Genomic DNA, 13654 nt, shown 5'->3' on the forward strand with positions numbered 1-13654 from the left:
GGGTCAGACCCCGCCCGCGAGTGCGGTCCAGAGCTCGGGGAACTGCGGCAGGGTCTTCGACGTCGTCGCGATGTCCTCGATCGCGACGCCGGGGACGACCAGGCCGATCAGCGCACCGGCGTGGGCCATGCGGTGATCGGAGTAGGTGCGCCAGCGGCCGCCGTGCAGCGGCGCGGGCTCGATCCGCAGGCCGTCCTCCAGCTCGGTGACGGAGCCGCCGAGGCCGTTGATCTCGGCGGCGAGGGCGGCGAGGCGGTCGGTCTCGTGGTGGCGGATGTGGCCGATGCCGGTCAGCGTGCTCGGGCCGCTCGCGAGCGCGGCGAGGGCCGCGAGGGCGGGGGCGAGCTCGCCGCCCTCCGAGAGGTCGAGCTCGACGCCGAGGATCTCGTCCCCGCCGCGGACGACGAGATCCTCGCCGTCGCGCTCGACGCTCGCGCCGAACATCGGCAGGATCCGCTCGAGGTGCGCGCCGACCTGGGTGGTCTCGGTCGGCCAGTGCCGGAGGCGGACGGTGCCGCCGGTGACGAGCGCGGCGGCCAGGAACGGCGCGGCGTTGGAGAGGTCGGGCTCGATCAGGACCTCGGCACCGGCGATCCGCTGCGGCGCGATCGTCCAGGTGCCGGGGGTCGACGCGTCGACGCTCACGCCGCGGGCCGCGAGGGCGGCGATCGTCATGTCGATGTGCGGCTGGCTCGGCAGGGCGCCGCCCTCGTGCGTCAGGCGCAGCCCCTCGTCGAACCGGGCCCCGGCGAGGAGGAGGGCCGAGACGAACTGGCTCGAGCGGGTGGCGTCGACCACGGCGTCGCCGCCGCGGATCGAGCCGGCGCCGTGCACGGTGAAGGGGAGCGACCCGCGGCCGTCGTCGGCGACGTCGACGCCGAGCGAGCGGAGGGAGGCGATGGTGGCGCCCATCGGGCGCTTGTAGGCGTAGGCGTCGCCGTCGAAGGTGGTCGGTCCGAGCGCCAGACCGGCCAGCGGCGGCAGGAAGCGCATCACCGTGCCTGCCAGTCCGCAGTCGATCGTCGTGGAGCCGAAGAGCTCCTCGGCGGGCTCGACGACGAGGTCGGCACCGAAGGAGCCGGTGGCCCCCTCCTCGCGGATCGTCGTTCCGAGCGAGCGCAGGCCCTCGATCATCAGGGCGCTGTCGCGCGAGTGCAGCGGTGCGCGCAGCACGGACGGAGCGTCGGCCAGAGCGGCGAGGACGAGCTCGCGGTTGGTCAGCGACTTGGAGCCGGGCAGCTCGACCACGGCGTCGAGGGCGCCGGCGGCGGACGGCGCGGACCAGTCCTCCTCGCCGGGGAGCGCGCGGGCGTCGCCGTACGGATCGAACTCGGGAGCGGAATAACGCGAGAAGACCATCGGTTGTCAGAGTAGTCGGCGAACGGACCGACGGCAGGATCAGGCGGGAGGCGAGGCATGACGGCGACGATCGACCTCGTGCGACCCCGGCAGGCCCGACCCCGGCCGGCCCGACCGGCCGCCTCCCTGCGCCGCGGCCTAGAATCGCGTGTGATGACTCGCGACGACAGCACACGCCCCAGCACCGCCGACGAGGCGCAGGCGATCGAGGAGACCGAGACGATCGAGGAGACCGTCGAGGAGGCTCTCGACGACGCCGCTCCCGACGCTCCGGTCGACCTCCGCGCGCTGTTCGAGCAGCAGGCGCTGCCCTTCATCGACCAGCTCTACGCGGCCGGCCTGCGGATGACCAAGAACCCCTCCGATGCCCAGGACCTCGTCCAGGAGACCTTCGCGAAGGCGTTCGGCGCGTTCAAGCAGTTCGAGCAGGGCACGAACCTCAAGGCGTGGCTCTACCGCATCCTCACCAACACCTTCATCAACTCGTACCGCAAGAAGCAGCGCGAGCCGTACCAGAGCGCGATCGACGAGCTCGAGGACTGGCAGCTGGGCGGCGCCGAGTCGACCACCGCCACCTCGAGCCGCTCGGCCGAGGCCGAGGCGATCGACCACCTCCCCGACACCGCCGTCAAGGAGGCCCTGCAGGCGATCCCGGAGGACTTCCGGCTCGCCGTCTACTTCGCCGATGTCGAAGGCTTCTCGTATCAGGAGATCGCCGACATCATGAAGACCCCCGTCGGGACCGTGATGAGCCGGCTGCACCGCGGCCGGCGCATGCTGCGCGAACGACTCACCGACTACGCACGCGAGCGCGGGATCCGCGCCGCTTTCACCACCGGGAGCACGAAATGACCGACTGCGGCTGCACGAAGGCGAAGGCCGAGCTCGAGGAGTACCTCCACAACGAGCTGTGCAAGGAGGACGCCGCCGACATCCGCGAGCACATGGCGAACTGCCCCGACTGCTCCGGTGAGGCGAAGGTCGGCGTCGTGCTGACCGTCGCCGTGCAGCGCGCGTGCAAGGAGACGGCGCCGGAGGACCTCCGCGCCCAGGTGCTCGGCATGCTGCGCGATGCGCAGGCGAGCCACGCGGCGGCTCCGGCGCGGGTCTAGCGCTCCGCACTCCCCGCTCGACGGCCTCCGGCTCGTCGGAACGTGCCCGGCTCGCAGGAGCCGCCCGTTCCGGCGAGCCGGAGGTCTTTCCGCGTGCCGGAGCCGCCGCCGAGGGGGCGGCTCCGGTCAGGCGGTCAGCGCTGCAGCGCCCGGCCCAGCAGGTCGGCCTGCTCGGAGGCGTGCCGCTTCGCCGAGCCCGCGGCGGGGGAGGCCGCGGCCGGGCGCGAGACGACGCGGATCGGCCGGTCCAGCTGCGGAGCGACGTTCAGCGCGATGAAGGGCCAGGCGCCCTGGTTCTCGGGCTCGTCCTGCACCCAGACGAACTCCGCGTCCGGGTAGCGCGCGGCGATCGCGCGCAGCTCCTCGATCGGCGCCGGGTAGTACTGCTCGACGCGCACCAGAGCGATGCCGTCGTCCGGCTTCTTCTCCAGCTCGGCCTTGAGGTCGTAGTGGACCTTGCCGGCGTGCAGGAGCACCCGGGTCACGGCCGACGCGTCCTGGATGCGGGCGTCGTCGATCACGGGCTCGAAGCGGCCCGAGGTGAAGTCCTCGACCGGGCTCGACGCCCCGCGCAGGCGCAACATCGCCTTCGGCGTGAAGACCACCAGCGGGCGGCGGGGCCGCGAGTACGCCTGGCGGCGCAGCAGGTGGAAGTACGACGCCGGGGTCGACGGACGCGCGACGGTCATGTTCCGCTCCGCGCACATCTGCAGGTAGCGCTCGATGCGGGCGGAGGAGTGGTCCGGGCCCTGGCCCTCGTAGCCGTGCGGGAGCAGGAGCACGAGCGACGAGCGCTGGCCCCACTTCTGCTCGGCGGAGGAGATGAACTCGTCGATGACGATCTGGGCGCCGTTCGCGAAGTCGCCGAACTGCGCCTCCCAGAGCACGAGCGAGTCGGGGCGCTCGACCGAGTAGCCGTACTCGAAGGCCATCGCGGCGTACTCCGAGAGCAGCGAGTCGTAGATCCACAGGCGGGCCTGCGAGTCCGACAGGTTCATCAGCGGCAGCCACTCCTGGCCGTTCTCGCGGTCGTGCAGCACCGCGTGGCGCTGGACGAACGTGCCGCGGCGGGTGTCCTGTCCGACGAGGCGCACCGGGGTGTCCTCGAGCAGCAGCGAGCCCAGCGCGAGCAGCTCGCCGAAGGCCCAGTCGATCGAGCCGGAGCGGCTCATCTCCTGGCGCTTGGTGAGGAGCTGCTGCAGCTTCGGGTGCACGGTGAAGCCCTCGGGCGGCGAGGTGAAGGCGTCGCCGATGCGGGTGATCACCTCGGCCTTGACGCCGGTCACCTCGGGCTCGCCGGGGTAGTCCTCGCCCTGCTGCGCGTCCGGCAGCTCGAGGTCGGCCACGGAGTCGCCGTCGGCGCTGATCACCGGGATCGCGCCGGTCTGCGCGGCGTGCGTCTCGGCGAAGGCGCGCTCGAGGCGGTCCTGGAAGTCCTGGTGCGCCCGGTCGTACTCCTCCTCGGTGATGTCGCCGCGACCGACGAGCGCCTCGGTGTAGAGCTTGCGCACCGAGCGCTTGGCCTCGATCAGGCTGTACATCAGCGGCTGGGTCATCGAGGGGTCGTCGCCCTCGTTGTGGCCGCGGCGGCGGTAGCAGATCAGGTCGATGACCACGTCGCGGTTGAACCGCTGGCGGTACTCGAACGCGAGCTGGCCGACGTGCACGACGGCCTCGGGGTCGTCGCCGTTCACGTGGAAGATCGGCGCCTGGATCGTCTTCGCCATGTCGGTCGAGTAGATCGAGGTGCGCGCCTCGTGCGGCGGGGTCGTGAAGCCGACCTGGTTGTTGATGTTGATGTGGATCGTGCCGCCGGTGCGGTACGCCCGCAGCTGCGACATCTGCAGCCCCTCGACGACCACGCCCTGACCCGCCATCGCGGCGTCGCCGTGGACGAGGATCGGCAGGGTGGTGAAGGTGCCGATCGGCTTGCGGTCCTGCTTGGCGCGGACGATGCCCTCGAGCACGCCGTTGACGGCCTCGAGATGCGAGGGGTTCGCCGCGAGGTACACGGGGATCTCCTCGCCGCCGGCGCCGCGGAAGGTGCCCTCGGTGCCGAGGTGGTACTTCACGTCGCCCGAGCCCTGGACCGTCTTGGGGTCCTGGGTGCCCTCGAACTCGCGGAAGATCTGGCCGTAGGTCTTGCCGGCGATGTTGGTCAGCACGTTGAGGCGGCCGCGGTGGGCCATGCCGATGGCGACCTCGTCGAGGTCCGCGTCCGCCGCGCCCTGCAGGACGGCGTCCAGCAGCGCGATCAGCGACTCGCCGCCCTCGAGCGAGAAGCGCTTCTGGCCGACGTACTTGGTCTGCAGGAAGGTCTCGAAGGCCTCGGCCTCGTTGAGGCGGCCGAGGATGCGCAGCTGCTCGTCGTGGCCCGGCTTCTCGTAGCCGCGCTCGAGCTTCTGCTGCATCCAGGCGCGCTGCTCCGGGTCCTGGATGTGCATGTACTCGACGCCGACGGTGCGGCAGTAGGAGTCGCGCAGGATGCCGAGGATGTCGCGGAGCTTCAGCTGGCGAGAGCCGCCGAAGCCGTCGGTGACGAACTCGCGGTCGAGGTCCCAGAAGGTGAGGCCGTGGTTCTCGATGGCGAGGTCCGGGTGCGAGCGCTGGACGTACTCCAGCGGGTCGACGTCGGCCATCAGGTGGCCGCGGACGCGGAAGGAGTTGATCAGCTCCTGCACGCGCGAGGTCTTCGAGACGCGCTCGGCGAGGTCGACGGCGATGTCGGTCGACCAGTGGATCGGGTCGTAGGGGATGCGCAGCGCGGAGAAGATGTCCTCGTAGAAGCCGCGCTTGCCGAGCAGCAGCTCGTGCACGATCTTGAGGAACTCGCCCGAGCCGGCGCCCTGGATGACGCGGTGGTCGTAGGTCGAGGTCAGCGTGATCGTCTTGCCGATGCCGAGCTCGACGAGGGTCTTCTCGGACGAGCCCTGGAACTCCGCCGGATACTCGAGGGCGCCGGCGCCGATGATGCAGCCCTGGCCCTTCATCAGCCGGGGCACGGAGTGCACGGTGCCGATGCCGCCCGGGTTGGTCAGCGAGAGGGTGGTCCCGGCGAAGTCGCCGGCGGCGAGCTTGTTGCCGCGGGCGCGCTTGACGAGGTCCTCGTAGGCGGCGAGGTAGGCGGTGAAGCTCAGCGTGTCGGCGCGCTTGATGCTCGGGACGAGCAGGGCGCGGGTGCCGTCGGGCTTGGGCATGTCGATCGCGATGCCGAGGTTGATGTGCGCGGGGGCGACCACCGAGGGCTTGCCGTCCGGCTCGTCGTAGTAGACGTTCTGGCTCGGGAAGTCCTTGAGCGCGCGGATCAGCGCCCAGCCGATCAGGTGGGTGAAGGAGACCTTGCCGCCGCGGGTGCGGCGCAGGTGGTTGTTGATGACGATGCGGTTGTCGATCATCAGCTTCGCGGGGATGGTGCGGACGCTGGTGGCGGTCGGGATCGACAGGCTCGCGTCCATGTTCGTGGCGAGGCTCTTGGCCATGCCGCGCAGGGGGGAGACGACGTCCTCCTCCACGGCGGCGGCGGGCTCGGCCGGCTTGCTCACGGGCGCGTCGGCCGGGATGGGCTGCGCCTTCGGCTGCTTCGAGGTGGTCTTCGCCGTGCTGGTCGCCGAGGTGGCCGGGTGGCTCACCGCTCCGCCCGCGCTCGTCGACACGCGCTCGGCGACGGGCGCCTTCGCCGGGGCGGCGGGGGCGGCGGCCGAGGGGGCCCCCGCGCCGACGGGTGCGGCACCGCCGAGCTGCTTGCCGTAGCGCTCGAGGATCGGCCACCAGGACTCGTCCACCGAGGCCTTGTCGGCGCTGTACTGCTCGTACAGCTCCTCCACCAGCCACTCGTTGGCCCCGAAGTCCTCCGAGCCCTGATCTGTTCCCGCTCCGGTCAACTGGCTCGACACAGCCGATCGCCCACTCTCTCCGTTGATTCGTTCTCGATCATCCGGACGGCACCGTCGCATCCGACACGCATCTGGGCGTCGTCGCCCGGTCCCGTCCCGGTCGTCAAGCCTAGCCCGGATCCTCCGGCGAAGGTCCCCAGCCGGGCCGGAGTAGCGTCGTCTCCATGCGCTTCTACGGTGGAACACCCTCCGGCGACCTCACCTACTCGGACGTCTTCCTCGTTCCCGGCCGGTCCTCCGTGACCAGCCGGCTCGATGTGTCGCTCGCCCCCGGTGACGGCACCGGAGCCAGCATCCCGATCGTCTCCTCGAACATGAACTCGGTCACCGGGCCCCGGCTCGCGGCGACTCTCGCCCGGCGCGGCGGGCTCGGCGTCCTCCCGCAGGACATGCCGCTGCAGCAGCTCGACGCGGCGATCCGCTGGGTGAAGGACCAGCCGGTCGCCTTCTCCGGCGCGCTCACCGCCTCGCCGTCGACGACGGTCGAGGAGGCACTCGCGATCCTCCCCGCTGTCGCGGGCCACGGCTTCGTGGTGCAGGAGGAGGACGGCACGATCCTCGGCTGCGTCCCGGCCGCGCGGCTCGCCACTGCCCTGGAGGACGCCCGGCTCGGGGACCTCGTGCACGGCGCCTCCGCCTCGATCGACGCCGACGACGTCACCACCGCGCGCGCCGCCTTCGACCTGATGGTCGCGGCCGATCTCGACTTCGCCCCGGTGCTGCACCACGGCGCGCTGGTCGGCACGCTCTCGCGCACCGGCGCGCTGCGCTCGACCATCTACGACCCCGCGCTGGACGCCGACGGGCGGCTGCGGATCGCCGCGGCGGTCGGCATCAACGGGGACGTCGCGGCCAAGGCGCGCGCCCTCGTCGCCGCGGGCGTCGACGTTCTCGTCCTCGACACGGCCCACGGCCACCAGGAGGGGATGCTGCGCGCGCTGCGCACCGTCTCCGCGCTGAAGCTCGGCGTGCCGATCGCGGCCGGCAACATCGTCACCGCCGACGCGGTGCACGACCTCGTCGACGCGGGCGCGGACATCCTCAAGGTCGGCGTCGGCCCGGGCGCGATGTGCACCACGCGGATGATGACCGCGGTCGGTCGGCCGCAGTTCTCCGCGGTGCTCGAGACGGCGGAGCGGGCAAGCGAGCTCGGCGCGCACGTCTGGGCCGACGGCGGCGTGCGCTACCCGCGCGACGTGGCGCTCGCGCTCGCTGCCGGTGCGGCCTCGGTGATGATCGGCTCCTGGTTCGCCGGCACGATCGAGGCGCCGGGGGAGCTGCGCAGCGACGCGGCCGGCCGGATCTACAAGGAGAGCTGGGGGATGGCCTCGGCCAAGGCGGTGCAGGAGCGCTTCGACCGCCTCGACGCCTACGAGCTCGCCCGCAAGCGGCTCTTCGCGGAGGGGATCTCCTCGTCGATGATCTACCTCGACCCGCTGCGCCCCTCGCTCGAGGACCTGCTCGACATGATCACCTCGGGCGTGCGCTCCTCCTTCACCTACGCGGGGGCGCGCAGCGTCACCGAGTTCCACGAGCGCGCACTGGTCGGCCTGCAGTCGGCGGCGGGCTACGAGGAGGGCAAGGCGCTGCCGGTCAGCTGGTGACCGCTCGCCGGTGACCGTCAGCCGGTGCCCGGCGCGCGCGTGCTAGAACCGAGCCCATGACGATCGTCGACAACGCCGTGTACGTCGGCGGTCACCGCATCCGGAACCCCGACTCGCTCGAGGACACCTTCGAGCTGATGCGCGACGAGCACGGCATGGCCTGGATCGGGCTCTACCGCCCGAGCCGCGAGGAGGTCGAGGCGGTCGCCCAGGAGTTCGGGCTGCACCCGCTCGCCGTCGAGGACGCGCTGAGCGGCCACCAGCGGGCGAAGCTCGAGCGCTACGACGACGGGCTCTTCGTGGTGCTCCGTCCGGCGCGCTACGTGGACTCGGCCGAGACGGTCGTCTTCGGCGAGCTGCACGTGTTCGTGGGCCCGGACTTCGTGGTGACCATCCGGCACGCCGACTCGCCGGACCTGGCGGCGGTGCGCAAGCGGCTCGAGGGGGATCCGTCGCTGCTCTCCCGCGGACCCGAGGCGGTGCTCTACGCGATCCTCGACCAGGTCGTCGACGAGTACGCGCCCGTCGTGCACGGCGTGCAGGGCGACGTCGACGAGATCGAGGACCAGCTCTTCGGCGACGGCTCGGACGACGGGCTCTCGGAGCGCATCTACCGGCTCTCCCGCGAGGTCATCCACTTCCAGCGCTCGGTGCAGCCGCTGACGGCGCTGCTGCACGAACTCGCCGAGGCGCCGGACGCGGCCCCGGGCGCCGACGCGACGCTCGACCACGTCGAGCTGCACCGCTCGCTCCGCGACGTGCTCGACCACACCATCCGGGTGACGGAGGCGGTCGACGCGCTGCGGGCGATCCTGGACAAGGCGCTGACCGTGCACTCGACGCTGGTCTCGCGGCGGCAGACCGAGACCGGGCTGGCCCAGAACGACGTGGTGCGGAAGATCTCCTCCTGGGCAGCGATCCTGTTCGCGCCGACGCTCGTCGCGGGCATCTACGGCATGAACTTCGACGACATGCCGGAGCTGCACTGGCGGCTCGGCTACCCGTGGGCGATCGGGCTGATGCTGGTCTTCGGCTTCGTGCTCTACGCCGTGTTCAAGCGCAAGAAGTGGCTCTGAGAGCGGCCCTGCCGGAGCCGGGCTGCCGCTAGACTCGACGCCACAATGGACGACCCCCCTTCTGCGCATCCGCCCTCGCACCGGCTCGTTCGGATCTCCCCGATCCCCTCGGGCTCGATCCTGCAGCCGCTCCCGCTTCCGCTGACCGGGGGTGACCCCCGTGGGCACTGAGTGGCTCCTGCTCGGCGTCGGCCTGCTGCTGACGCTCGGCACCGGCGTGTTCGTCGCCAGCGAGTTCGCGCTGGTCAACCTCGACCGCGCCGACCTCGAGGCCCGCCGCGACCGCGGCGAGACCCGCCTCGGCATGACGATCGCCGCCCTCCGCGTCACCTCGACGCACCTCTCCAGCGCGCAGCTCGGCATCACGCTGACGACGCTGCTGACCGGCTACACGATGGAGCCGGCGCTCTCGACGCTGCTGCGCGTGCCGTTCGGCGGTCTCGGGATCCCGGACGAGGTGCTGACGCCGATCATGACGGTGCTCGCGATCGTCATCGCGACCCTGCTGTCGATGATCCTCGGCGAGCTGGTGCCGAAGAACTTCGCGCTGGCGCTGCCGCGGGCGACGGCGAAGCTGGTCGTGCCGATCCAGACCGCGTTCACCACCGTCTTCCGTCCCGCCGTCGCACTGCTCAACGGCAGCGCCAACGCCCTGCTCCGCCTGGCCGGCATCGAGCCGAAGGAGGAGCTCTCCGGCGCCCGCAGCGCCGAGGAGCTCTCGAGCCTGGTGCGGCACTCCGCGAGCGCGGGACTGCTCGAGGAGGACACGGCCGACCTGCTCGGGCGCACCCTCCGCTTCTCCGCGCTCTCGGCGGGCGACGTGATGACGCCGCGGCTGCGGCTGTCCACGCTCGAGCGTTCCAGCACCGCGCAGGACGTCCTCGACCTCGCGCGGACCACCGGCCTCTCACGCTTCCCGATCACGGACGACGACATCGACGACATCGTCGGCGTCGTGCACGTCAAGCAGGCGGTCGCGGTGCCGCGCGGCAAGCGCTCCGAGGTGCCCGTCACCGCGCTGCGCTCGGAGCCGCTCCGCGTGCCCGAGACGATGAAGCTCGACGTGCTGCTCACCGAGCTGCGCGGCCGCGGCTTCCAGCTCGCCGTCGTCGTCGACGAGTACGGCGGAACGGCGGGCGTCGCGACGCTCGAGGACCTCGTGGAGGAGCTCGTCGGCGAGGTGGCGGACGAGCACGACCGCTCGCGCCCCGACGTCGTGAAGCTGCCCGGCTCGACCACCTTCCCCGGCATGCTGCGGCCCGACGAGGTCCGCGACCGCGCCGGCGTCGTCATCCCCGAGGAGGGGCCGTACGAGACGGTCGCCGGGTTCGTGATGAGTGAGCTCGGCCGCCTGCCCGCCGTCGGCGACGAGGTGCCCGTCGAGGGCGGTTCGCTCCGCGTCGAGCGGCTCGACGGCCGGCGCATCGACCGGCTCCGCTTCACCCCGGACCCCGACGCGGCGGGCGAGGGCATCCCCGACCCGCTCGCCGACGTGGGCCGGCCGCACCGAGGGCGCCAGGAGGCCGACCATGAGTGACTGGGCAGGAATCGCCTGGCTCGTGGTGCTGCTCGCCGCGAACGCCTTCTTCGTCGGAGCGGAGTTCGCGGTCATCTCCGCGCGCCGCTCCCAGATCGAGCCCCTCGCCGAGAGCGGACGCCGCAGCGCGATCACCGCGCTCGCCGCGATGGAGCACGCCACCCTGATGCTGGCGACGACCCAGCTCGGCATCACCGTCTGCTCACTGCTGATCCTCAACGTCAGCGAGCCGGCGATCCACCACCTGCTCGAGGTGCCGCTGCACGCGGTCGGCATCCCGGACGAGTTCTCGGGCACGGTCGCGTTCGTGATCACCCTGGTGATCGTCTCGTTCCTGCACGTCGTGCTCGGCGAGATGGTGCCGAAGAACATCTCCTTCTCGATGCCGGACCGCGCCGTGCTGCTGCTCGCGCCGCCGCTCGTCGCGATCGCCCGCGTGATCAGCCCGATCATCGTCGCGCTCAACGCGATCTCGAACGGGGTGCTGCGGCTCTTCCGGGTCGAGCCGAAGGACGAGGCGAACAGCACCTTCACGCTCGAGGAGGTGCAGACGATCGTCGACCAGTCGACCCGCGAGGGCACCCTGCGCAGCAACGGCACCCTCCTCGCCGCGTTCGAGTTCACCGAGAAGAAGGTGCACGACGTGGCGCTGCCGCTCGACGGCATCGTCAGCCTCCCCGCCGGAGCCTCGCCCGCCGACGTCGAGCGCGCCGTCGCGAAGCACGGCTTCTCGCGCTACGTCGTGCTCGGCGAGGACGGGCAGCCCGAGGGCTACATCCACCTCAAGGACGTCCTCGACCTCGACGGCGACACCGAAGGGCCCAAGTTCCGCCTGCCCATCCCGGCCAAGCGGATCCGCCAGCTCGCCTCGATCTTCGAGGCCACCGACCTCGAGGACGCCCTCGCGATCATGCGCCGCACCGGCGCCCACCTCGCGCGCGCCTTCGACGAGCAGGGCCGCGCGACTGGCGTCCTGTTCCTCGAGGACATCATCGAGGAGTTGGTCGGCGAAGTCGACGACGCCACCCGCCGCTGAGGCGCGGGCCGGGGAGGCGGCGCTCGCGGCGTTGTCGTCGGTCGCGATACCGCCGGTATCGCTCCCTCCTCCGCCTTGCGATCACCACCTCCCCGGCCCGCGCCTCGACTCGAGGCGGGGTGGCAGCGGCTTCGCCGACTGTGGTGCGGCAGCGGCTTCGCCGGCTGTGGTGGGGCAGCGGCTTCGCCGGCTGTGCGGGTGGCAGCGGCTTCGCCGGCCGTGCGGGTGACAGTGGCTTCGCCCGCCGTGCGGGTGTGAGCGGCTTCGCCGGCTGCGGCGGGGCAGCGGCTTCGCCGGCTGCGGCGGGTAATAGAGGCCTCGCTGAACGCTGGGGTGGCGGTGGCGGTGGCGGTGGCGGAACATGTTGGTCGAGTAGCCCCGCAGGGGCGTATCGAGACCCGCCCACCAGCGCAGTGCCTCCTCCACAGCCCCGATTCAGCCCGCGATCGTCCCGCTGCACCCTCGAGCCGGACCCCGTGTCGGTGGTCCCTGCTTCAATACTCGTATGACGGAGTTCGGATCGACGGAAGAGGTGCTGAAGCACCTGCGCGCCCTCAGCGACGGCGCCGCCGCGAACGCCCGCGCCGCAGCCCGGCCGCGTCTCGCCGAGGCCCGATTCCTCTACGACTTCCGTCGCACGGCCCTCGCCCACCCCGACGCCTTCGCCCGCGGCGCGACCCCCGGCGAGACCCGCGATCTCGTCGAGCGCTCCATCCGCGCAGAGCTCGCGGTCGCGGAGGGTCTGTCGGAGCAGGTGATCGCCCGCCGTCTCGAGAACGCGCAGCTGCTCTTCGAGCACCTCCCGCTGACGCGCGAGCTGCTCGCGCAGGCGCGCCTGCACTGGGAGGAGGGTGAGGCGATCTGCGCGATCGCCAGCAGCCTCCCCGAGGGGTCCCGCGCCACTCTCGATGAGCGCGTCGCGGAGGCGGCGCCGTCGATGACGCTGACGCAGCTGCGTCGCGCCCTGCGCCGTTGGCGGGAGGAGCTGCACCAGGAGTCCCTCGCGGCGCGGCACGCCCGCGCCCGGACGGACCGGGCGGTGTGGGTCACGCCGGACGTGGACGGGATGGCGACGCTCTGCCTGTACGGCCCGGCCTCTGCGGTGATGGGCGCCTACGACCGTGCCGACCGGATGGCCCGTTCTCTGCGCGATGCCGGGGATGTGCGCACGCTCTCGCAGCTTCGCGCGGACGTCGCCGTGGATCTGCTCTGCGACGGCGACATCTTCGGCACCACTCCCGACGCCGAGGACCGGCCCGACCCGACGTTCGTTCCCGGTGTCCGGGCGGAGGTGCGGCTCACGCTCGCGGCTTCCACGGCCGTCGACCTCGACGACGAACCAGCGGAGCTGGACGGCTACGGCCCCGTCCCCGCCGCTGTCGCGCGGGAGCTCATCCGGACGGCGGCCTCCTTCACGCGCGTCCTGACCGATCGGGACACCGGTGCGGTCGTCTCCGTCGGCCGCACGCAGCGCCTCCCGCCGTCCCGCATGCGCCTGCACGTGCAGCTGCGGGATCAGACCTGCCGCTTCGCCGGCTGCCTGCGCACCTCCGCCCGCAGCGAGGCGGACCACACGATCGAGTGGCGCAACGGCGGCGAGACCTCGCTCGAGAACCTCGTCTCACTGTGCACGGCGCACCATCACCTCCGGCACGGCGACCGGTGGACGTACACGAAGGACGACGACGGGACGATCGTGTGGACGACACCGACCGGCAGGCGCATCAGCAACCGGCCGCCCCCGCTGCCCGGGCGGCCGCCGGACCCGCCCCGGCGACCGCGCTTCGTCGATGTGCCGCCGCCGTTCTGACGGTGATGGATCTCGATACGCCCGCGATGCGGGCTACTCGATCAGCAGGGAAGGCGCATCGGCGCGCGCGCCGGCGGTCAGGGCGGGCGAGGCGACAGGGCGTGCGGGGCGCGTCGGCGCGGGCTCGACCATGCTGGTCGAGTAGCCCGCAGGGGGTGTCGAGACCCGCGGTCAACAAGCGCGCGGCTGCCGACGTTCTGCTGCGGGTGGATCGCGCAGAGGGTGGC

General features: G+C 71.9%; 9 protein-coding genes. 7 read left to right on the forward strand and 2 right to left on the reverse strand.

The window, feature by feature from the left end; translation table 11 throughout:
• Window positions 1-3: 3 nt before the first annotated feature.
• Entirely contained in the window at window positions 4-1359 is a 1356-nt protein-coding gene (gene aroA / locus EDF22_RS04445; protein ID WP_123702686.1) for a 3-phosphoshikimate 1-carboxyvinyltransferase, read from the reverse strand.
• Between the two features lie 153 nt (window positions 1360-1512).
• Here aroA and EDF22_RS04450 point away from each other — a divergent pair, with 153 nt between their 5' ends.
• A complete protein-coding gene (locus EDF22_RS04450) occupies window positions 1513-2211 on the forward strand; it encodes a sigma-70 family RNA polymerase sigma factor (protein ID WP_123702688.1) in 699 nt (232 codons plus the stop codon).
• The gene (locus EDF22_RS04455; RefSeq protein WP_123444408.1) at window positions 2208-2471 is read left to right on the forward strand and encodes a zf-HC2 domain-containing protein; all 264 of its coding nucleotides are present in this window, start codon (window positions 2208-2210) and stop codon (window positions 2469-2471) included. The genes EDF22_RS04450 and EDF22_RS04455 overlap by 4 nt, the downstream gene beginning before the upstream one ends.
• Before the next feature lie 134 nt (window positions 2472-2605).
• Here EDF22_RS04455 and EDF22_RS04460 read toward each other — a convergent pair whose 3' ends face one another.
• Window positions 2606-6364: a multifunctional oxoglutarate decarboxylase/oxoglutarate dehydrogenase thiamine pyrophosphate-binding subunit/dihydrolipoyllysine-residue succinyltransferase subunit gene (locus EDF22_RS04460; protein ID WP_185038728.1), complete on the reverse strand. Its 3759-nt coding sequence runs from the start codon at window positions 6362-6364 to the stop codon at window positions 2606-2608.
• Window positions 6365-6528: 164 nt separating this feature from the next.
• On the opposite strand from EDF22_RS04460, the gene EDF22_RS04465 reads away from it, so the two are divergent.
• From EDF22_RS04465 to EDF22_RS04485, 5 genes are all read left to right on the forward strand, one after another.
• Complete coding sequence (locus EDF22_RS04465; RefSeq protein ID WP_123702692.1) at window positions 6529-7968, forward strand: GuaB1 family IMP dehydrogenase-related protein; 1440 nt, start codon at window positions 6529-6531, stop codon at window positions 7966-7968.
• A gap of 56 nt (window positions 7969-8024) precedes the next feature.
• Window positions 8025-9044, forward strand: a complete 1020-nt coding sequence (gene corA / locus EDF22_RS04470) for a magnesium/cobalt transporter CorA (protein WP_123702694.1) — start codon at window positions 8025-8027, stop codon at window positions 9042-9044.
• A gap of 151 nt (window positions 9045-9195) precedes the next feature.
• Window positions 9196-10581: a hemolysin family protein gene (locus tag EDF22_RS04475; protein ID WP_123702696.1), complete on the forward strand. Its 1386-nt coding sequence runs from the start codon at window positions 9196-9198 to the stop codon at window positions 10579-10581.
• Window positions 10574-11617, forward strand: a complete 1044-nt coding sequence (locus EDF22_RS04480; RefSeq protein WP_123444413.1) for a hemolysin family protein — start codon at window positions 10574-10576, stop codon at window positions 11615-11617. Before EDF22_RS04475 ends, EDF22_RS04480 begins: the two co-directional genes overlap by 8 nt.
• A gap of 505 nt (window positions 11618-12122) precedes the next feature.
• On the forward strand, window positions 12123-13427 hold the full coding sequence (locus tag EDF22_RS04485; protein WP_123702698.1) for an HNH endonuclease signature motif containing protein: 1305 nt from the start codon (window positions 12123-12125) through the stop codon (window positions 13425-13427).
• Window positions 13428-13654: the final 227 nt, after the last annotated feature.

Source organism: Rathayibacter sp. PhB127 (genome assembly GCF_003751665.1).
In the GTDB taxonomy this organism is placed as follows: Bacteria; Actinomycetota; Actinomycetes; order Actinomycetales; family Microbacteriaceae; genus Rathayibacter; species Rathayibacter festucae.

Excerpts from the sequence above, each read along its gene's own strand:
- EDF22_RS04465 (WP_123702692.1), top strand. The coding sequence starts at position 6,529 with ATGCGCTTCTACGGTGGAACACCCTCCGGCGACCTCACCTACTCGGAC.
- EDF22_RS04455 (WP_123444408.1), top strand. The coding sequence starts at position 2,208 with ATGACCGACTGCGGCTGCACGAAGGCGAAGGCCGAGCTCGAGGAGTAC.
- corA (WP_123702694.1), top strand. The coding sequence starts at position 8,025 with ATGACGATCGTCGACAACGCCGTGTACGTCGGCGGTCACCGCATCCGG.
- EDF22_RS04450 (WP_123702688.1), top strand. The coding sequence starts at position 1,513 with ATGACTCGCGACGACAGCACACGCCCCAGCACCGCCGACGAGGCGCAG.
- EDF22_RS04480 (WP_123444413.1), top strand. The coding sequence starts at position 10,574 with ATGAGTGACTGGGCAGGAATCGCCTGGCTCGTGGTGCTGCTCGCCGCG.
- aroA (WP_123702686.1), bottom strand. The coding sequence starts at position 1,359 with ATGGTCTTCTCGCGTTATTCCGCTCCCGAGTTCGATCCGTACGGCGAC.
- EDF22_RS04485 (WP_123702698.1), top strand. The coding sequence starts at position 12,123 with ATGACGGAGTTCGGATCGACGGAAGAGGTGCTGAAGCACCTGCGCGCC.